This window comes from Streptomyces sp. NPDC050988 (assembly GCF_044456225.1).
Classification (GTDB): Bacteria; Actinomycetota; Actinomycetes; order Streptomycetales; family Streptomycetaceae; genus Streptomyces.
The window spans coordinates 578,234-597,900 of sequence record NZ_JBITFQ010000003.1; the positions used below are offsets into that span (position 1 = coordinate 578,234).

General features: G+C 70.3%; 19 protein-coding genes. 8 read left to right on the forward strand and 11 right to left on the reverse strand.

Features of this window, described 5'->3' with window-relative positions; genetic code table 11:
- Window positions 1-3: 3 nt before the first annotated feature.
- The 3 genes from iolB to iolC are packed head-to-tail and all read right to left on the reverse strand — an operon-like array spanning window position 4 to window position 2,776.
- Window positions 4-894 (reverse strand): 5-deoxy-glucuronate isomerase, encoded by an 891-nt coding sequence (gene iolB, locus ACIBEI_RS10810; protein ID WP_398887214.1) that lies wholly within the window; start codon window positions 892-894, stop codon window positions 4-6.
- A gap of 19 nt (window positions 895-913) precedes the next feature.
- Window positions 914-1,792 (reverse strand): deoxyribose-phosphate aldolase, encoded by an 879-nt coding sequence (locus ACIBEI_RS10815; RefSeq protein ID WP_398887216.1) that lies wholly within the window; start codon window positions 1,790-1,792, stop codon window positions 914-916.
- A gap of 33 nt (window positions 1,793-1,825) precedes the next feature.
- Window positions 1,826-2,776 (reverse strand): 5-dehydro-2-deoxygluconokinase, encoded by a 951-nt coding sequence (gene iolC, locus ACIBEI_RS10820; RefSeq protein WP_398887218.1) that lies wholly within the window; start codon window positions 2,774-2,776, stop codon window positions 1,826-1,828.
- A 313-nt stretch (window positions 2,777-3,089) separates the two neighbouring features.
- On the opposite strand from iolC, the gene ACIBEI_RS10825 reads away from it, so the two are divergent.
- From ACIBEI_RS10825 to ACIBEI_RS10845, 5 genes are read left to right on the forward strand one after another with little or no spacing between them, the layout of a single operon-like run.
- Window positions 3,090-4,106: a sugar ABC transporter substrate-binding protein gene (locus tag ACIBEI_RS10825; protein ID WP_398887220.1), complete on the forward strand. Its 1,017-nt coding sequence runs from the start codon at window positions 3,090-3,092 to the stop codon at window positions 4,104-4,106.
- A gap of 5 nt (window positions 4,107-4,111) precedes the next feature.
- The gene (locus tag ACIBEI_RS10830) at window positions 4,112-5,185 is read left to right on the forward strand and encodes an ABC transporter permease (RefSeq protein WP_398887222.1); all 1,074 of its coding nucleotides are present in this window, start codon (window positions 4,112-4,114) and stop codon (window positions 5,183-5,185) included.
- A 4-nt stretch (window positions 5,186-5,189) separates the two neighbouring features.
- A complete protein-coding gene (locus ACIBEI_RS10835) occupies window positions 5,190-6,101 on the forward strand; it encodes an ATP-binding cassette domain-containing protein (protein ID WP_398887224.1) in 912 nt (303 codons plus the stop codon).
- Window positions 6,101-7,003, forward strand: a complete 903-nt coding sequence (locus ACIBEI_RS10840; protein WP_398887226.1) for a sugar phosphate isomerase/epimerase family protein — start codon at window positions 6,101-6,103, stop codon at window positions 7,001-7,003. The genes ACIBEI_RS10835 and ACIBEI_RS10840 overlap by 1 nt, the downstream gene beginning before the upstream one ends.
- Before the next feature lie 17 nt (window positions 7,004-7,020).
- The gene (locus ACIBEI_RS10845) at window positions 7,021-8,040 is read left to right on the forward strand and encodes a Gfo/Idh/MocA family protein (RefSeq protein WP_398887228.1); all 1,020 of its coding nucleotides are present in this window, start codon (window positions 7,021-7,023) and stop codon (window positions 8,038-8,040) included.
- Window positions 8,041-8,164: 124 nt separating this feature from the next.
- On the opposite strand, the gene ACIBEI_RS10850 is transcribed toward ACIBEI_RS10845, so the two are convergent.
- Entirely contained in the window at window positions 8,165-8,602 is a 438-nt protein-coding gene (locus ACIBEI_RS10850) for a DUF4442 domain-containing protein (RefSeq protein ID WP_398887410.1), read from the reverse strand.
- A 244-nt stretch (window positions 8,603-8,846) separates the two neighbouring features.
- Between ACIBEI_RS10850 and ACIBEI_RS10855 the strand changes: the two genes are divergently transcribed.
- Entirely contained in the window at window positions 8,847-9,887 is a 1,041-nt protein-coding gene (locus ACIBEI_RS10855; protein ID WP_398887230.1) for a hypothetical protein, read from the forward strand.
- 416 nt (window positions 9,888-10,303) lie between these two features.
- Here ACIBEI_RS10855 and ACIBEI_RS10860 read toward each other — a convergent pair whose 3' ends face one another.
- The 3 genes from ACIBEI_RS10860 to ACIBEI_RS10870 form a co-directional block, all read right to left on the reverse strand.
- On the reverse strand, window positions 10,304-11,149 hold the full coding sequence (locus ACIBEI_RS10860) for a spermidine synthase (RefSeq protein ID WP_398887232.1): 846 nt from the start codon (window positions 11,147-11,149) through the stop codon (window positions 10,304-10,306).
- 161 nt (window positions 11,150-11,310) lie between these two features.
- Window positions 11,311-12,483, reverse strand: coding sequence for an elongation factor Tu (gene tuf, locus ACIBEI_RS10865; RefSeq protein WP_398887234.1), 1,173 nt, complete (start codon window positions 12,481-12,483; stop codon window positions 11,311-11,313).
- Window positions 12,484-12,894: 411 nt separating this feature from the next.
- Complete coding sequence (locus ACIBEI_RS10870) at window positions 12,895-13,629, reverse strand: DNA alkylation repair protein (protein WP_398887236.1); 735 nt, start codon at window positions 13,627-13,629, stop codon at window positions 12,895-12,897.
- 49 nt (window positions 13,630-13,678) lie between these two features.
- Between ACIBEI_RS10870 and ACIBEI_RS10875 the strand changes: the two genes are divergently transcribed.
- Window positions 13,679-14,464, forward strand: coding sequence for a TVP38/TMEM64 family protein (locus tag ACIBEI_RS10875; RefSeq protein ID WP_398887238.1), 786 nt, complete (start codon window positions 13,679-13,681; stop codon window positions 14,462-14,464).
- 276 nt (window positions 14,465-14,740) lie between these two features.
- Here ACIBEI_RS10875 and ACIBEI_RS10880 read toward each other — a convergent pair whose 3' ends face one another.
- Window positions 14,741-15,910 (reverse strand): thiolase family protein, encoded by a 1,170-nt coding sequence (locus ACIBEI_RS10880; RefSeq protein WP_398887240.1) that lies wholly within the window; start codon window positions 15,908-15,910, stop codon window positions 14,741-14,743.
- Window positions 15,911-16,013: 103 nt separating this feature from the next.
- Between ACIBEI_RS10880 and ACIBEI_RS10885 the strand changes: the two genes are divergently transcribed.
- Entirely contained in the window at window positions 16,014-16,490 is a 477-nt protein-coding gene (locus ACIBEI_RS10885; RefSeq protein WP_398887241.1) for a winged helix-turn-helix transcriptional regulator, read from the forward strand.
- A gap of 131 nt (window positions 16,491-16,621) precedes the next feature.
- On the opposite strand, the gene ACIBEI_RS10890 is transcribed toward ACIBEI_RS10885, so the two are convergent.
- From ACIBEI_RS10890 to ACIBEI_RS10900, 3 genes are read right to left on the reverse strand one after another with little or no spacing between them, the layout of a single operon-like run.
- Window positions 16,622-17,350, reverse strand: coding sequence for a cupin domain-containing protein (locus ACIBEI_RS10890; RefSeq protein WP_398887243.1), 729 nt, complete (start codon window positions 17,348-17,350; stop codon window positions 16,622-16,624).
- The gene (locus ACIBEI_RS10895) at window positions 17,347-18,282 is read right to left on the reverse strand and encodes a PmoA family protein (RefSeq protein WP_398887245.1); all 936 of its coding nucleotides are present in this window, start codon (window positions 18,280-18,282) and stop codon (window positions 17,347-17,349) included. Before ACIBEI_RS10895 ends, ACIBEI_RS10890 begins: the two co-directional genes overlap by 4 nt.
- Window positions 18,279-19,532 carry a Gfo/Idh/MocA family protein gene (locus tag ACIBEI_RS10900; RefSeq protein WP_398887247.1) on the reverse strand — a complete coding sequence of 418 codons (1,254 nt, stop codon included), beginning with the start codon at window positions 19,530-19,532 and terminating at the stop codon, window positions 18,279-18,281. Before ACIBEI_RS10900 ends, ACIBEI_RS10895 begins: the two co-directional genes overlap by 4 nt.
- Between the last annotated feature and the right edge of the window lie 135 nt (window positions 19,533-19,667).

Consider the following 19,667-nt stretch of genomic DNA (forward strand, 5'->3'; position numbering starts at 1 on the left):
TCCTCACTGGGGAGCGGCGGGTCGGGTCAGCCGGGGGTCGACGGGCTGGCTCGGCCAGGTGTCGCGGATCCAGGCGTGGTCGGGGTGGTCGCAGATCAGCCAGGACCGGTCGGCGCCGGGGCCCGCCATGACGTTGAGGTAGTACATGTCGTGTCCGGGCGCGGCGATGGAGGGGCCGTGCCAGCCGTCCGGGACCAGGACGATGTCGCCGTCGCGCACCTCTGCGAGCACGTCCGTGCCGTTGCCGTGGCCGGACGGTGAGACCCGCTGGTAGCCGACGCCGGGCGTGCCCTCGTGGGCGGCGATCTCGAAGTAGTAGACCTCCTCCAGCTCGGACTCCTCGCCGGGCCGGTGCTCGTCGTGCTTGTGCGGCGGGTACGAGGACCAGTTGCCGCCCGGGGTGATCACCTCGACCGCGATGAGCTTGTCGCACTCGAAGGCCCCGGCCGCGCCGAAGTTGCGGACCATGCGGGAGCAGTTGCCGGCGCCGCGCAGCTCGACCGGGACGGACTCGGCGGACCCGTAGCGGGCCGGCAGGCGGCGGGAGCAGCGAGCCCCGTTGAGCGCGAAGCGCCCCCCGTCGGCCGAGGTGAGCGTCGCGGTCGCGTCACGCGGAACGTATACGAAGTCGCTGGCACCGCTGAACACGCTCGCGCGGCCGTGCAGCTCGAACTCGTCGCGGCCGAAGTCGTCACCGACCGTGACGGTGCAGCCGCCGCTGAGCGAGATCACGATCCACTCGCTGTCCCCGGCGGTGAACAAGTGCGTACCGCCGGGCTCGAGTTCCAGGACGCGGAGGCTGGAGTGGTCCCAGCCGGCGCTCTCCGGGGTGATGTCCACGGCGTACGGACCGCTCGCGGCCTTGCCCGCGGGCAGGTGGTGTGCGCTGGTCATGAATGGTGGGTCCTTCCGGTCAGAGCAGGCCGACCGCGGTGTCCACCGCGGTCTCCACACTGCCCTCGGCGGGATAGAGGAGGGAGCGGCCGACGACCAGGCCCTGGACGGTGGGCAGCCGCAGGGCCTTGCGCCATCTCTCGTACGCGCCCTCCTGGTCCCTGCCGACCTCGCCGCCGAGCAGGACGGCGGGCAGGGTCGAGGTCTCCAGCACGGCGGCCATGTCGTCCGGGTCGCTGGTGACGGGCAGTTTCAGCCAGGTGTAGGCGGAGGTGCCGCCGAGCCCCGAGGCTATGGCGATGGAGCGGGTGACGGCCTCGGCGGTGAGGTCGTTGCGGACGGTTCCCTCGACGCGGCGGGAGATGAACGGTTCGACGAAGACGGGCAGGCGGTGCGCGGCCATGTCGTCGATCGCGCGGGCGGTCGACTCCAGGGTGGTCAGCGAGCCGGGGTCGTCGTAGTCGATGCGCAGCAGCAGCTTGCCCGCGTCGAAGTTCAGCCGGGCCATGTCCTCGGCGCGGTGGCCGGTGAACCGGTCGTCCATCTCGAAGGCGGCGCCGGCCAGGCCGCCGCGGTTCATGGAGCCCATGACGACCTTGTTCTCCAGCGCGCCGAGCAGGAGCAGGTCGTCCAGGATGTCGGCGGTGGCGAGGACCCCGTCCACCCCGGGCCGCGACAGCGCGACGCACAGCCGCTCCAGCAGGTCGGCGCGGTTGGCCATCGCCATCCTGCGGTCGCCGACGCCGAGCGCACCGCGTGCCGGGTGGTCGGCCGCCACGATCATGAGGCGGCCGCTGTCGCCGACGAGGGGGCGCCGGCTCCGGCGAGCGGCCGCTTCGGCCACCGCCTCCGGGTGCCGGGCGCGCACCCTGACGAGGTCGGGGATGGTGATGCTCAAGGGTCTGGCTCCGTTCAAGTGAAGGAGGAGGCGTCAGGCGCGGGAGGCGACGAGATCCTCGACCTCGGCGGCGGTCGGCATCGCGGAGGAGCAGGCGAGGCGGGAGGCGACGAGGGCGCCGGCCGCGTTGGCGTACCGCATCGTCTTCTCCAGCTCCCAGCCGGCCAGCAGCCCGTGGCAGAGCGAGCCGCCGAACGCGTCGCCCGCGCCGAGGCCGTTGACCACCTCGACGGGTACGGGTGGCACTTCAGCGGTGGTGCCGTCGCGGTGGACAGCGAGGACGCCCTTGGGTCCCTGCTTGACGACGGCCAGTTCCACGCCCGCTTCGAGGAGGGCCTCGGCGCAGGCGCGCGGCTCACGGACTCCGGTGGCGACCTCGCACTCCTCGAGGTTCCCGACGGCGACCGTGACATGCCGCAGGGCTTCGGCGTAGTACGGGCGTGCCTCGGCCGGGTCCTTCCAGAACATGGGGCGCCAGTCGAGGTCGAAGACGGTGGTGCCGGACTTGTCGCGTGCCTTGAGGGCCGCGAGCGTGGCGGAGCGGCTGGGCTCCTCGCTCAGACCGGTGCCGGTGATCCAGAAGATCTTCGCCGACCGGACGGCGAAGAAGTCCAGCTCGTCGGTGCGGATCTCCAGGTCGGGCGCCTTGGGCTGCCGGTAGAAGTACAGCGGGAAGTTGTCGGGCGGGAAGATCTCACAGAACGTGACCGGCGTCGGGTACGCCTCGACGGGAGTGACCCAGCGGTCGTCGACCCCGAACTCCTTGAGAGCCTGGTGCAGATAGGCTCCGAAGGGATCATCGCCGGTTCGGGTGACGATCGCCGTGGAACGGCCCAACCGGGCCGCGGCGACCGCCACGTTGGCGGCCGAACCGCCGAGGAATTTACCGAAGGTTTCGACACTCGCGAGCGGCACGCCCGTCTGCAGAGGGTAGAGATCGACCCCGATGCGACCCATGGTGATCAGGTCGAAGGACTCGGTCATACGCGTCGCTCCTCGTGCTGGCTACGGGCTACCGGGGGTGCGGGATGCAGGGGACCGGTGTGTCCTAGGTGTAAGACCGGGACGGAGCCGTGTCAATACTTTGTACTTACATTCTCACGTGATCGTGAAATGATGTCTTAACAAAGTATTGACAGCAGGGTCCGTCAGGGACTTACATCCCCTCCCAACAGCACAGCCGAGTTTGTCGGTAAGCGGTCCTGCGGTCTCCTTCCGTACGGACCGAGGCCTGGGCCTCCGCCCGGACCACTGCCCCTGCTCCCTTTCCCCTGTCGCACAGTGAGGTGCCGGAAAGATGGACCGCACGTCTCGCCCCCGTTCCCGTAGATTCGCCCTCGTCGCCGCGGCCGCCGCGGCGGCCCTGATAGTCACCGGTTGCTCCAGCGACTCCGGTGGCAAGAAGGCCGAGGAGGACACGGGTAACGCGTCCGCCGGCAAGGCCGACACCCCCCGTATGAAGGTCGCGATGATCACGCACGCGGCTCCCGGTGACACTTTCTGGGACACGATCCGCAAGGGGGCGCAGGCCGCCGCCGCGAAGGACAACGTCGAGCTGATCTATTCCAGCAGCCCCGATGGTGCCAAGCAGGCCAACCTGGTGCAGAACGCGATCGACCAGAAGGTCGACGGTATCGCGGTCACCCTGGCCAAGCCGGATGCCATGAAGCCCACGGTCGCCAAGGCCAAGAAGGCCGGCATCCCGGTCGTCGGCTTCAACGGCGGTGTGGACGACTGGAAGGAGCAGGGCCTGCTGGAGTACTTCGGCCAGGACGAGTACGTGGCCGGCAAGGCCTTCGGTGAGAAGCTCAACGCCGAGGGGGCCAAGCACAGCATCTGCGTGATCATGGAGCAGGGGCATGTCGCGCTGGAGGCCCGCTGCAAGGGCGTCAAGGAGGGCTTCAAGGGCAAGACGGACGTCCTCTACGTGAACGGCACGAACATGCCGTCGGTGAAGTCGACGATCACCGCCAAGCTCAAGCAGGACTCCTCGATCGACTACGTGGTCACCCTGGGTGCCCCGTTCGCCATGACCGCCGTGCAGTCGCTGGACGACGCGGGCAGCAAGGCCAAGCTGGCCACCTTCGACCTCAACAAGGACCTCATCGGAGCCATCGAGGACGGCGACATCCAGTTCGCCGTGGACCAGCAGCCCTACCTCCAGGGCTACCTGTCCGTCGACTCGCTGTGGCTGTACAAGACCAACGGCAACTTCAGCGGTGGCAGCCAGGAGCCGGTGCTGACCGGTCCGGCGTTCGTGGACAAGTCGAACGTGGAGACCATCGCGAAGTTCGCCGCGAAGGGCACCAGGTGATCTCCATGTCCCAGGCAACGGCACCGGCGACGAGTTCCTCGTCGCCGGCTCCGCCGGCCGCTCCCAAGGACGGCCGGACCGCGGAACGCTCCCTGGCCCGCCGGCTGGCGGCCCGCCCCGAGATCGGCGCGCTCATCGCGGCGATCGCGGTGTATGTCTTCTTCTTCGCGGTCGCCTCCCCCTTCCGTGAGGCCAGTTCGCTGTCGAACGTGCTGTACGAGTCCTCGGTGATGGGCATCATGGCCCTGCCGGTGGCCCTGTTGATGATCGGCGGCGAGTTCGACCTCTCCGCCGGTGTGGCGGTGACGACGTCGGCGCTGACGGCGAGCATGTGGAGCTTCCAGCTCTCCATGAACGTGTGGACCGGTGTCCTGGTGGCGCTGCTGGTGTCCCTGGCGATCGGCGCGTTCAACGGCTACCTGCTCGTACGCACCGGCCTGCCGTCCTTCCTGATCACCCTGGGGTCGTTCCTGATCCTCCAGGGCGCCAACCTCGCCATCACGAAAATCTTCACTGGCAACGTCGCGACTGACTCGATCAGTGACATGGATGGTTTCGACCAGGCTCAGAAGGTCTTCGCCTCCGAGTTCAGCATCGGCGGTGTCGATGTGAAGATCACGGTGTTCTACTGGCTGGTCTTCGCCGCGGCGGCGACCTGGCTGCTGCTGCGTACCAAGTTCGGCAACTGGATCTTCGCGACGGGCGGTAACAAGGAATCCGCGCGTGCGGTGGGTGTGCCGGTCACCTTCACGAAGATCGCCCTGTTCATGGGGGTGGGGGCGGGTGCCTGGTTCGTCGGGATGCACATCCTGTTCTCGTTCAACACCGTCCAGTCCGGCGAGGGTGTGGGCAACGAGTTCCTGTACATCATCGCTGCGGTGATCGGCGGCTGTCTGCTGACCGGCGGGTACGGCTCGGCGATCGGCCCGGTCATCGGTGCCTTCATCTTCGGCATGGTCTCCCAGGGCATCGTCTACGCCAACTGGAACCCCGACTGGTTCAAGGCCTTCCTCGGCGTCATGCTCCTGCTCGCCGCCCTCGTCAATCTGTGGGTCCGCCGCCAGGCCACCCGGAGGTAAAGCCATGACCACCAACAACACCTCCCCCAACGGCGCGGCGGTCAAGGACAAGCCCGACACCGCCGAGTCCATCGTGCAGCTGAAGGCCGCCGGCAAGTCCTACGGCAACGTCCGCGCCCTGCACAGCGTCGATCTGGCCGTCTATCCCAGCCAGGTCACCTGCGTGCTGGGCGACAACGGGGCCGGCAAGTCGACGCTGATCAAAATCATCTCCGGTCTGCACCAGCACACCGAGGGCGAGTTCCTCATCGACGGCCAGGCCGTCCAGCTCAACACCCCGCGCGAGGCCCTCGACAAGGGCATCGCCACCGTCTACCAGGACCTGGCCACCGTCCCCCTGATGCCGGTGTGGCGGAACTTCTTCCTCGGCTCCGAGATGACCAAGGGCCCCTGGCCCATCCGCCGCCTGGACATCGCGAAGATGAAGCAGACCGCCGACACCGAACTGCGCCACATGGGCATCGTCCTGGACGACCTCGACCAGCCCATCGGCACCCTGTCCGGCGGCCAGCGCCAGTCGGTGGCCATCGCCCGCGCCGTCTACTTCGGCGCCCGCGTCCTCATCCTGGACGAGCCCACCGCGGCCCTGGGCGTCAAGCAGTCCGGCGTGGTCCTCAAGTACATCGCCGCGGCCCGCGACCGCGGCCTGGGCGTCATCTTCATCACCCACAACCCGCACCACGCCTACATGGTCGGCGACCACTTCAGCGTCCTGCGTCTGGGCACCATGGAACTCTCCGCCGCCCGCGCCGACGTCAGCCTCGAAGAACTCACCAACCACATGGCCGGCGGCGCCGAACTCGCCGCACTCAAACACGAACTCTCCCAAGTCCGCGGCGTCGACGTCGAAGAACTCCCCGAGGAGGAAGACCTCAAGGCCCCCGTCACCGCCTCCTCGGAAGAGAAGGCGTCCTGATGGCCGACGCGCTCGATCGCATCCGCGTCGGGTCCGCCCCGGACTCCTGGGGCGTCTGGTTCCCCGACGACCCCCAACAGGTGCCCTGGGAACGCTTCCTGGACGAGGTCTCCGAGGCCGGCTACTCCTGGATCGAGCTCGGCCCGTACGGCTATCTGCCCACCGACCCGGCCAAGCTCACCCACGAGGTCGTCAAGCGCGACCTCAAGGTGTCGGCGGGCACGGTCTTCACCGCGCTGCACCGTGGCCCCGACGTCTGGGACGCCACCTGGGAGCACGTCAGCCAGGTGGCCGAGCTGACCCGGGCGATGGGCGCGAAGCACCTGGTGGTCATCCCGTCCTTCTGGCGGGACGACAAGACCGCCGCGCTGATCGAGCCGCCGGACCTGACGGTCCGTCAATGGTCGTACCTCGCCAAGGGCATGGAGCGCCTCGGCCACGAGGTGAGGGAACGCTTCGGCCTCGACATCGTCGTGCACCCGCACGCGGACACGCACATCGACACCGAGGAGCACGTCGAGCGCTTCCTCGACTCGACGGACTCCGGGCTCGTCAGCCTCTGCCTGGACACCGGGCACTACGCCTACTGCGGCGGCGACAGCGTCAAGCTGATCGAGACGTACGGCGAACGCATCGGCTATCTGCACCTCAAGCAGGTCGATCCGGAGATCCTCGCCGACGTGGTCGAGAACGAGGTCCCGTTCGGCCCCGCCGTCCAGCGCGGTGTGATGTGCGAGCCCCCGGCCGGCGTGCCCGCCCTGGGGCCGGTGCTGGACGCGGCACAGCGCCTCGGCGTCGACCTGTTCGCCATCGTCGAGCAGGACATGTACCCCTGCCCGCCGGACAAGCCCCTGCCCATCGCGGTGCGCACCCGCCAGTTCCTGCGCTCCTGCGGCGCCTGAGAAGGGATCAACCGACCATGGCTCAGAGCGGAACGCTCGGCGTGGCCGTCATCGGCACCGGAAAGATGGGGGCGGACCATGTGCGTCGTCTCCACGAAGTGACCAACGGGGCACGCGTCGCCGCGGTCGTGGACGTCGACGCGGAACGGGTCAAGCGGATCGCGGACGGCATCGAGGGCTGTACGGCCCACACCGACGCGGCCGCCGCGATGGCCGCGGACGGCGTCGACGCCGTACTGATCGCCTCGCCCGGCCCCGCCCACGAGGCGGCGCTGCTCACCGCCTTCGAGCACGACCTGCCCGTCCTGTGCGAGAAGCCGCTCACCCCCGGCTCGGCCTCGGCACTGCGGGTTCTGGAGGCCGAGCAGAAGGTCGGGCACCGCCTGGTGCAGGTGGGCTTCATGCGCCGGTACGACACCGAGTACGCGAAGCTCAAGGCGCTGCTGAACACCGGGCAGTTGGGCCGGCCGCTGATGCTGCACAACCGGCACCGCAATGTGGCGACGCCGCCCGGCTTCACCAGCGAGATGCTCATCAACGACTCCGTCGTGCACGAGATGGACATCACGCGCTGGCTGCTCGACCAGGAGATCACCGCGGTCACCGTGCTGAAGCCGACGCCGTCCGGCAATGCCCCGGAGGGCTTGCAGGATCCGCAGTTCGTCGTGTTCGAGACCGCCGGCGGCGCGATCGTCGACGTCGAGATCAACGTCAACTGCGGCTTCGGGTACCAGGTGCAGGCCGAGGTGGTCTGCGAACGCGGCACGGCCCGCATCGGTGACGGCCACGCCCTGGTCACCAACCAGGCGGGCCGCTGGGGCGGCACCATCGCCCAGGACTTCGTGGAGCGCTTCGAGGACGCGTACGACCGCCAGGTGCAGGCCTGGGTCGACGCCACCCGCCGCGGCGAGGTCACCGGGCCCAGCGCCTGGGACGGCTACGCCACGGCCGCGGTCTGCGAGGCGGGCGTCCGTGCCCAGAGCGAGGGCGGCCGGATCGAGGTCGACCTGGTCGAGCGTCCGGCCTTCTACAGCTGACCGGACCGGAAAATCTCCCGGAGGGTGGCCCCGCACGACGGGTCCACCCTCCCGGCGGTCCCGCGCGCCCGCCCCCTCAACAGTCAACTCCAGTCAACTCCGGTCAACGGCGACGGGCTGCTCCTCAGCCGTTGGGCCGTAGCGTCCAGATGACCGTCATCTCACCGGTCACGGCACCGTCCTCGCGCTGGATGGCGACGGTCACGGGGAACTCCGGCCGCTCCCCGGCGTCGAGTTCGGCGACGACGTCCTCGATGGAGCGCCCCAGCGTGGCGGTGGCCGTGACAGGTCCCCTGGCCAGCTTCTTGAACGCGATCTCGGCGGTCACGGGCAGCGGCACGGCCCGTGCGAACTGGTCCCCGAACGCGGCGAGCACGACCGCGCCGCTCGCCGACTCCCCCAGCGTGAACATCGCCCCGGCGTGCGGCCCGCCCACGTGGTTGTGGTACTCGCTCTGGTCGGGCAGCGCGAGGACCGCCTTCTCCGGAGTGGTCTCGAGATACTCCAGCTTCAGGGTCCGCACCATCGGAACCGTGGCGGCGAGCATCTCGCCGATCGACATCTGCTCTGCGCTCATGGCCGGCATGTTACCCACGAGTAGCCAACCATGACCAGTGGCGAAAAGTGATCGCCGGGAGCACCGAGGAACTGGCCCGCGGGGCGCGGATGTTCGCGTTCGAGAATTCCGGCGGGGGTCAGTCGGTACGGTACGTCGCCATAAGGCCCCATCTGGGCCCCGATCCGGTACGTCCCTGACGAAGGGCGGTGACCCAACCGTGTCCGGGGCGGCACTAGGGTTACTGCCCATGTGGCCAGGAAACCAGCCGCCCGGGGGCGAGCAGAACCCGCAGGACCCGAACCAGAACCCGTATCAGCAGCCGGGGTACCAGCAGCCGAATCCGTATCAGCAACCCGGATTCCAGCAGACCGGACCTCAGACGCCGAATCCGTACACGCAGCCGGGGCAGCCCGGTTGGAGCGCGCCCGGTGTGCCGCAGCCGCCGGAGCCGCCGCAGGGCGGCGGTGACGGGAACAGGACGAAGCTCGTCGCGATCGTGGCGGCCACGGCCGTCGTCATCGCGGCCGGTGTGACGGGTGTCCTGGTCCTGGGCGGCGACAAGGACGACGAGGCCGACGGCGGCAAGGACGGCAAGACGAAGCAGTCACCGTCGGCGAGCGCGTCGAAGGACCCGAGCGCCTCCCCATCCACCGGCGAGGACAACCCGCGCGGTACCGACGGCGAGAAGGCGACCATCGCGGGCTGGAAGGTCGTGATCAACCCCCGCTTCGGCACGATGTTCGACGTCCCCGCCGACTGGGAGATCGAGAGCACCGACACCAGCGTGGGCTTCGAGTGGGAGGAGAAGGGCAAGACCGACCGCACCACGGTCACCGCCCCCGCCTACCTCAAGTCCAAGTGGTGCACCACGGACAGCGACAAGGACGGCCGCGAGGAGGACACCGCGCTGGCCACCGCCGGAACGCGCGGCGAGAACGGCGCCAAGGACTCGGCCGAGGCGGCCGAGACCCGTGTCCCGTGGTGGATCTTCGGCGGCTACACGCAGCCGGACAAGAAGAGCGTGAAGTGGGACAAGGCGAAGGCGTACACAACGGCGTCGGGCCTCGCGGGCAGCATCGCCACGGCGCACTCGCAGAACACGCCCCAGAAGGGCAAGTGCGACAGCGAGGGCAAGGCGATCACCTTCGCGTTCAAGAACGGCGCGGGCGACTTCGTCACCTGGAACCTGTACGGCGCCAAGGGCGTGAGCGGCGAGATCCCCGAGGCGACCGTCCAGAAGATCCTGAGCACCGTACGCCTCACCGAGGCCGCGCCCACGGACACGTGACGTCCGACGCGGGACAGCCGAGCCGACGCGGGCGGAACAGGCTGAACGGGCGAGCGGGCCGAACAGGCTGAACAGGCTGAACAGGCGGCAGGAAGAGGCCGATAAGTCGTTTGGCAAGGCGGCCCGGCGGCGGAGGCAGTCGCCGGGTGAGCCCTGCCAGCGACTCCCCCGCCCGCCTGCGCCGCCCTTCCTGGGCGGGTCGCAACTACACCCTGCTGACCGCGCGGCCAACACGCTCAACTGCCTCTCCCAGGCGGCCTTCACGGCACTCGTCATCGCCGGTGCACCGTAGCTCCGGCAGATGATGCCGCTGACCGCGCTCGGCGGCACGGCCACGCGTTGTGGGGTTGCGCGGTCCTGGTCGTAGCCGACCCGCCGTGCGTAACGGATCAGTCCGGATCAGTCCGGATCAGTCCTCAGCCGATGCTGAACGCCCCGTCCGGCGGCTCGGGGGACGGCACCGCGTCCTCGTCCCGTACGGGCCGTGCGTCGCCCACGAAGATCCGCAGTGTGTCTCCGTACTCGACGCGGGCCGGAAAGGCGTCGGCCGCCGTGCGGCGGGTGAGGGCCGGGGTGTCGAGCGGGCGGTGGGAGGCGACGAGCACCGCGTTGCCGAAGCGGCGGCCGCGCAGCACGCCCGGCTCGGCGATGAGCGCCAGCTCGTCGAAGACCGTGGAGAACGTGGCCAGTTGGGCGCGCAGAAAAGCGAAGGGCGCGGCGTCGGCGAGGTTGGCCAGGTAGACGCCGCCGGCGCGCAGGACCCGCTCGGTCTCGCGGGCGTACGCCACCGAGGTCAGATGCGCGGGGACCCGCGAACCGCCGAAGACGTCGGCGATCAGGACGTCCGCGGAGTCGGCGGGCGCGGATTCGAGCCAGGCCCGGGCGTCCGCGCCGTGCACCGTGATGCCCGCGTCGTCGGGGACGGGCAGATGCTCCACGACGAGATCGAGCAGCCCGTTGTCGGCCTCGACCACGTCCTGCCGGGACCCCGGCCGGGTCGCCGCGAGATACCGGGGAAGAGTGAGCGCGCCGCCGCCGAGGTGCAGCACGTCCAGCGCCCGCCCCGGTTCCGCGAGGGTGTCCAGGACGTGCCCGAGCCGCTGTGCGTACTCGAACTCCAGGTGCGTCGGCGCGTCGAGATCCACGTACGACTGCGGTGCCCCGTCGACCGTCAGGAGCCACGCCCGCTTCCGGTCGACGTCCGGCATCAGCTTGGCGGTCCCGTGATCCACGGCTCGCGTCACGGGTATCGGCTCGTCCACGGGTCCATTGTGCCCGTACGGGCACGGCCGGGCCGGGCACACGGGCCCACCCGCGTTCACCGACGCGTGAGCACCTCCCGACACGTGAGTACCTGCCGACACGTGGGTGCCCGCCTCCCGTACGGAACGGGAGGCGGGCACCCAGGCCGGCCGCGCCGGAGTCAGCCGACGACCGCGGTCACCGTTCCGGCGCCGACCGTGCGGCCGCCCTCGCGGATCGCGAAGCCGAGCCCCGGCTCCAGCGGCACGTCGCGCCCCAGCTCGACCGTCATGGTCACGGTGTCGCCGGGCCGCGCGACCGCCCGCTCGCCGAGGTCGACATCGCCGACGACGTCCGCGGTGCGGATGTAGAACTGCGGCCGGTAGCCGGTGGACACCGGCGTCGTACGACCGCCCTCGCGCGCCGACAGGACGTACACCCGCGCGGAGAAGCGACGACTCGGTACGACGCTGTCGGGCGCCGCGACGATGTGTCCGCGGCGCACCGCGTCACGGGGTACGCCGCGCAGCAGCAACGCCACGTTGTCGCCGGCCTGCGCCTCGTCCATGGGCTTGCCGAAGGTCTCCAGGCCGGTGACGACCGTGTCCACGGCGGCGCCGAGCACTTCGACACGGTCGCCCACGCGGACGGTGCCGCGCTCGACGGCTCCGGTGACGACCGTGCCCCGGCCGGTGATGGTGAGCACGTTCTCCACCGGCAACAGGAACGGGGCGTCCAAGTACCGTTCGGGCATGGGCACATACGTGTCCACGGCGTCGAGCAGCGCCCCGATCGCCTCGGTCCACCGGGGGTCGCCCTCCAGCGCCCTGAGCCCGGAGACCCGTACGACCGGTACGGAGTCGCCCCCGTAGCCGTGCGCGGTGAGCAGCTCGCGGACCTCCAGCTCGACGAGGTCGGTCAACTCCTCGTCGCCCGCGTCGGCCTTGTTGAGGGCGACGACGATGTGGTCGACGCCCACCTGCCGGGCCAGCAGCACGTGTTCGGCGGTCTGCGGCATGATCCCGTCGAGCGCGGAGACGACGAGGATCGCCCCGTCGAGCTGCGCGGCCCCGGTGACCATGTTCTTGACGTAGTCGGCGTGGCCCGGCATGTCCACGTGCGCGTAGTGCCGGGTGTCGGTCTCGTACTCGACGTGCGAGATGTTGATGGTGATGCCGCGCGCGGCCTCCTCCGGCGCGCGGTCGATCCGGTCGAAGGGAACGAACGTGCCGGAGCCGCGCTCGGCGAGGACCTTGGTGATGGCGGCGGTCAGGGTGGTCTTGCCGTGGTCGACATGACCCATGGTGCCGATGTTCAGATGCGGTTTGGTGCGCACGTAAGCCGTCTTGGGCATGGCAGTACCTCGAAGCCTCTTCGGTGTCAGCGGAGCTGAGTGATGGCCCCGGCGTCAGAGCGGCCGGGACGGGGACCCCAAGGACTTGCCGACCCTCCCCCTGCGGGGTCCGCCGGACGATCCGGGAAGGGTCAGCTTCGGGCGCCGTCTGCGGCGGCCAAGGTGATCAGGACGGCAGCCTTCGGCGCATCCGCGACTGCGGATGCCGCGAGGTGGAAGGCGTACCGGAACATGAGGAGATCATCGCCGACGCACATGGCCGCGTCGAATGGTTTTTCGCGGCCGTGGGACGCGGCGAGTCGGGTGTTTCCGCTGGTGTGTGAGGTGCTGAAGCTCTGGTGTGCGAAGTGCCGACGACCAGGTGCGTCAGGGCCGATGACCGGATGCGTCACGGGCCGACGGTCTGGTGCGTCAGGGGCCGACGTTCTTGAGCGCCTCGCGCACGGACAGCGGTGAGAGCCGGTCCCGTTCGTCGGCGACGAAGTCCCGTACCGCCTGCGGATCCGTCTTGGCGTACTCGCGCAGACACCAGCCGATCGCCTTACGGATGAAGAAGTCTGGGTGCCCGGACTGGCGGACGCAGTACGCGAAGAGGCGTTCGGTGTCGGTGGTGTCCTTGTAGCGGAGTTGGTGGAGGAGGGCGGTCCGGGCGACCCACAGGTCGTCGTCCTCGATCCAGCTGTCCATGTCGGTCCCCAGCTTCGGGTCGGCCGCCACGAGGCCTCCGACCACATGGGCGGCGAGTGCGTCGACGGTGTCCCACCAAGGCACCGCAGAGACGAGATGACGTGCCACGGGCAGGAAGCCGGACGAGAGACGCCTCACATGCCGGCGCAGATAGTCGACGGCGAAGTACTGGTACTCGCGCTCCGGCAGCCGCCAGCAGCGCAGCGCCACGGCCGTGCAGTCGGCCTCGTTCGGACGGTGTGTTCCGTCGAGGACGGTGCGGGACAGCACGCGGCGATCGGGCGTGGTCAGGCCCAGGAAAGGGGCGATGTCCTTCATGTACGCGCGCATCTCGCCGGCCCGCCGCGGATCGGCCGCCGCGGCGTAGGTGGCGGTGAGCCGCTCCAGCACGGTGTCCGCGAGGGCGCTGTGCGGCAGCTCCAAGTGGCCATCTGACGTTCCGGAAGCTGTGACGCCCATGAGACGAACCATACGGCGATCACACACATTGGTCAGTTAGTGTCACCGGATGCTCGATGCCACCACCCGCTCTGGGGGCACCGCCACGGCCACTCCCCCGGTCCCCGCAACCGAACTCGTCCCCACCGGGTTCACCACCGAGTTCGCCACCGCGCCGAGAGGTCTGGCCGCCCGCTGCACGAGAGCACTGCTCTCTCCGTGGTCCCGGCTCTCCCTGCTGGTGGCACTGCTGGTGTCGGCGGCCGCGACGGTGCTGCTGTTCGAGCCCCAGAAGCTGCTGGCCGACGGCTGGCCGCCCCAACTGAACGGCGCGGCGGCGTCCGTGGTCTTCGCGGTGGCGTACGGGCTGTGCACGGTCGCGTTCGTACCCCGGCCGCTCCTCAATCTGGCGGCGGGCGCCCTGTTCGGCTCGCAGCTCGGACTCGGAGCCTCGCTCGCGGGTACGGTGCTCGGGGCCGGGATCGCCTTCGGGCTCGGCCGGATACTCGGGCAGGACGCGCTGCGGCCCCTGCTCCGCGGCCGCTGGCTGAAGGCGGCGGACGGCCAGCTGAGCCGCCACGGATTCCGCTCGATGATGGCGGCGCGGCTCTTCCCCGGAGTGCCGTTCTGGGCCGCGAACTACTGCGCGTCCGTCTCCCGCATGGGCTGGTTCCCCTTCCTCCTCGCGACGGGCCTCGGCTCGATCCCCAACACCGCCGCGTACGTCGTCGCCGGCGCCCGCGCCTCGACCCCGACGTCACCCGCCTTCCTGATCGCCATGGCCTTCATCGCCCTCCCCGCCCTCGCGGGAGCGATCATCGCCTGGCGCAAACGCCACCACTTCCGGGACCGCTGAGCCGGGGCTCCTCGGGGTCTCCCCCCGGGGGACCTTCGGCCGCGAGGCCGCCGGTGGGCCGGGCCGCCGACCGCTCGGCCGGCCGGGGCCGACACGCGAGACGCCCACGCACACCGCTGTCAGGCCGACCGCGCCCTCGCTGTGCGGGCAAAGCGCGCCGGTGTCCGCACAGCCGTCGCCTGTCGCCCGTCGTCGATCCCGAACCGCCGGCCGGCGCCGCTCCCGAACCGGCGGTCCCGCGGTCCCGAAAGGCCCGCGTGCTTCACCCGCACGTACCTACAGCCCCTCCAGCACCATCGCGTTGGCCAGGCCGCCCGCCTCGCACATCGTCTGGAGGGCGTAGCGGGCGCCGCGTGCCCGCATCGCGTGGACCAGCGTGGTCGTGAGTCGTGTGCCGCTCGCGCCGAGGGGGTGGCCGATGGCTATCGCGCCGCCGTGGACGTTGACCTTGGAGAGGTCGGCGCCCGTCTCCTGCCGCCAGGCGAGGACGACGCTGGAGAAGGCTTCGTTGACCTCGAAGAGGTCGATGTCGTCGAGGGTGAGCGAGGCCCTGCGTAGCACCTTCTCCGTGGCGGGGACGACACCGGTGAGCATGAGCAGCGGGTCGGACCCGGTGACGGCGAAGCTGTGCAGCCGGGCAAGGGGCCGCAGGCCGAGCCGGGCCGCCGTCTCGCTGGACGTGATGAGCACGGCGGACGCGCCGTCGTTGACGGGGCTGGCGTTGCCCGCCGTGACGTTCCAGTCGATCTGCGGGAAGCGCTCGCCGAAGGCCGGGTCGTAATAGGCGGGCTTCAGACCGGCCAGGACCTCCGTGCTGCTGCCGGGCCGGACGCACTCGTCACGCGTCACGCCGTCGAGCGGCGCGACCTCGTCGGCGAAGAGGCCGTCCTCCCACGCCGTCGCGGCCCTCCGGTGCGACTCCACCGCGAAGGCGTCCATCTCCTCGCGCGAGATCGACCATTTGGCCGCGATCAGCTCGGCACTGATTCCCTGCGGAATCAGCCCTTCGGGGTATCGCTCGGCGACTCCGGGCCCGAAGGGGTCCTTGCCCTCCGGCACGTTCGACCACATCGGCACGCGGCTCATGGACTCCACGCCACAGGCCACGACCAGGTCGTACGCCCCGGAGATGACGCCCTGCGCCGCGAAGTGCACCGCCTGCTGGGAGGAACCGCACTGACGGTCCACCGTCGTCGCGGGCACCGACTCGGGGAAGCCCGCCGAGAGGACCGCGTACCGGGTGGTGTTCATGGCCTGCTCGCCGACCTGGTCGACCGTCCCGCCGATGACGTCGTCGATGAGCGCGGGATCGACTCCGGAGCGTTCGACGAGCGTGCGGAGGGTGTGGGCGAGGAGTTCCACGGGATGGACGTGGGCGAGCGAGCCGTTCGGCCTGCCCTTGCCGATCGGAGTGCGTACGGCTTCGACGATGACTGCGTCACGCATGGTCCGGCCCCTCGAAGTCAAGGGTTTGCTTTCCAAACCCACTAGTGACTCCACGGTAACCCAGTGGGTTGGAAGAACCAACCCACCCCATAGACTGGATCGCATGAAGGACGCCCGCCCCTGCTCGATCGCCGACACCCTCGCGCTCGTCGGCGAGAAGTACTCCCTGCTCGTCCTGCGCGAGGTGACCCTGGGCGCCACGCGGTTCGACCAGTTGGTCCGCAACATCGGCGCCCCGCGCGACGTGCTGACGAGCCGCCTGAAGAGGCTGGTGGACGCCGGTGTGCTGGAGAAGGTCGCGTACAGCGAGAAGCCGCCGCGCTTCGAGTACCGGCCGACGCGGGCCGGTCTGGAGCTGGAGCCCGTGCTCCTCACGCTCATGGCGTGGGGCGACCGCCATCTCAACGACGGCGATCGCCCCATGGTGCTCGAACACGTCGGCGGCCCCGGACACACGGGCGGCCACGAACTGGTCCCGGTCGTCACCTGCGCCGAGTGCGGCGAGGCGGTCCGGCACGACGACCTGACGGCCCACCCGCAGGCCCCGGGCTGGACGGCGACAGGCCCCGCGGCGGCGTAGTCCGGACACCGCCGCTCACGTTCCCAGCCGAAACCGGAAGCACGCCACCGGCGGAGCAGGAAGCACGCCCCGGCGGAACCGGAAGCCCCGTCCCCGGCCGAGCGGAAGCCTGCCCCGGCTCGGCGCCGGTGCTATGCGCCCCGGTACACGTCAAGCCGCCCGCACATCCCGAACTTCCCATAAGCGGACGGCTGTTCGGCCCGCACGACAGCGTCGGCGAGGTGGGACACGTCCCCCCGCTCCAGCCGGTCGAGCTGTTCCCCGGTCGCCTCGGCCGCCGCCTCGGCACCCCGCCGCCACCGCTCACGCCACTCGGCGAGCCGGGGACGTACGAGCTGGGCGGCGGCCCGCTGGAACGCGGCGAGCGGCTCGGGCCCGTCCGCCTCGCGCAGCGCCCGGTAGCCCTCCAGGGCGAGGTCCCGCCGGGCGCGGGCGAACCGCTCCTTCTCCTCCTCGGGCGCGTCCGCCGGGATGACGGTCGCGGCGGCGTACGTCTCCGGGTCGGTCAGGTACTTCGGCGGCAGGGTGAGGACCGCGTCCCCGGCCTCCGGGAGCCCGCTGTTCTGCATGAGGACGGTGATGCGCAGATCGTCCTCGTTGACCAGCCGGTGGATCGTGCCGGGCGTGAACCAGGCGACCGTGCCGGGCGCCAGCGGCGTGACCTCGTACCCGGACGTCGTCAGGGTCTGCACCGCGCCCCGCCCGCCGGTGACGACGTACGCCTCCGAACAGGTCAGGTGCAGATGGGGAGTTCCGCCGCACACCCCGTCGTCGGCGGGCCAGTCGTAGACCGACAGGTGCGAGACGGCGACGCCTCCGGGGAGCCCGGCGAATCCGGTCGAGTCGGGGCCCGCGCTCACCACGGGTGCACCGCCAGGTACTTGGCGATCTCCTCGCGCTCCCAGGCACCGTCGGCGACGACGACACGGTAGCGACGGGTGAGGGTCTCGCCGGGTGCGAGTTCCAGCTCGTCGAAGAAGGCGAAGGAGGGGGCGACGGCCGCGAACGGCTCGTTGCGGACGAACCAGTGGGCCGGATGGGCACCACCCTCACCCGTGTGGTCGTTCTCGGGGGCGTGCGCGAAGACGAGCGTCGCGTACCCGTCGGTGACGTCGTGCTCCGCGGAGTACGCGAGCCAGGGCGCCTGCTGCCCCATCAGGTCCGGCCCCTCGCCGTCGGGCCCGATGATCCGCCCGTCCCGGAAGCCGCGGGGGCCGCGCCAGAACAGGCCCGTGTACCCGGCCATCTCCCGCCCGGCCGTCGTGGGACTGCCGAACCGCAGGGGTTCGTCACGGCGGTTGGTGACGGAGGTCGAGAAGGTCAGCGCCCAGGAGCCGGACACCGGGTCCACGTCGTGCACCTCGACGCGGCGCTCCTCCTCCGCCCACAGAGAGCCGTCGTACGGATGCCAGGTGAGCCGCTCGGCGATGACCACGCGGTCGCTGTCGGCGCGCACCTCGTCGAACTTGACGTGTGTCATCGACCCGACCCGCTCGGGGAGTTCGAGATATCCCTCTCCGTGAACGTATGTGTTACCGCCCCACAGGTTCGCCCCCGACAGATGCGAGGCGGTCATCTGCAGACCCTTGTGCCAGCGGTGGTCGTTGGGCCGGTAGTCCGTGACAACGTTGCCCGCGAGCGTCCTGAGCGGGTGCAGATACGGCTTCGGGGCCTCCCAGGCAGCCTCGGGGCCGTACACGTAGCTCAACAGGTCGACACCGGTGGTGGGTTCGGTGATCGTGATGCGGTCGCCATGGGCGTGGACGATGCGCAGGCCGTCCTGTGCGGTCATGCCGATGCCTCCTCGTGCGTCGTGGGTGCCCAGCCGGGCGCGCCGCCGTGCAGGGCGGTGTAGTAGGGGTCGCCAGGTCCGATCTCACCGGCGCGGACGGTGACGTCCGTGAACGCCGACTTGTAGAGCGCGGTGATCAGCTCCAGGCTGGTGCGCCCGTCGGCGCCGCTGCTGCGCGGCCGCTCGCCCGCGCGCATGCTCGCGACCAGGTCACGCAGCTGGGCCAGGTGCGAACTCGGCACGTCGGCGCCGAAGTCCTGCCAGGCCGCCACGTCCTCGACGGGCGCGTCCGGGGCCGGGGTGATGCGCCAGTTCTCGTTGCTGTGCCCGTAGAGGTGGGTGAGTTCGACCGTCGCGTGCTCGCAGTCGATGCGGATCCGGCTGACCTCGTCCGGACTGAGCACGCTGTTGACCACGGTCGCGAGCGCGCCGCTCTCGAATCGGACGAGCGCGGTCGAGACGTCCTCCGTCTGTACGTCGTGCACCAGCCGCCCGGCCATGGCCCGCACCTCGCTCCACGGCCCGAGCAGGTCGAGCAGCAGGTCCATCTGGTGGATGCCGTGTCCCATGGCGGGCCCGCCGCCCTCGGTCTCCCACTTTCCGCGCCAGGGCACGGCGTAGTAGGCGGCGTTGCGGTACCAGGTGGTCTGGCAGTGCGCCACGAGGGGCCGCCCCATGGCACCGTCGGCGATCAGACGCCGTACGTGCCGGGCGCCCGAGCCGAACCGGTGCTGGAAGACGATGGAGGCGTACGGGCCGCCCTCGGTCCCCTCCTCCGCCTCCACGGCGTCGAAGTCGGCGAGGGTCGGCACGGGCGGCTTCTCGCACCACACCCAGGCGCCGGCGCGCAGGGCGGCGACGGTCTGGTCGCGGTGCAGGGTCGGCGGGGTGCAGATGGAGACGAGGTCCGGGCGCTGTTCCGCCAGCATCCGGTCGAGATCGGTGTAGCCGTGCGGAACACCGCCGTCCGCGCAGAAGCGCTTGACCGCGTCGGTGTCGATGTCGACCGCGGCGACGATCTCCACCTCGCCCTCGGCGGCGAGCGCGGCGAGTGCGGGCAGATGGCTGCCGGAGGCGATGCTTCCGGTGCCGACGACGGCGGCCTTGATCCGGCGGCCGTCGAGCGGGACGGGCGGCCGGCTCTCGCGCTCGGTGCTCTCGCGCTCGGTGCTCTCGTACTGGTTGCTCGCGTGCTCGATGTCCTCGTGCTCGGTCGTCTTGCTGGTGGTGGCGTCGCGTGAGGTACGCATGGACGTGATCAGCACTCCATCGGACGTGACAGCGGTTCTGGCGGACGCCTGCCCCCTCGGTGACCACGTGACGGCCATCGATGGCAGCAAGCGCTTTCACTCCTCGCGGAAACGTAAGCGGCCGCATCGCGGCGG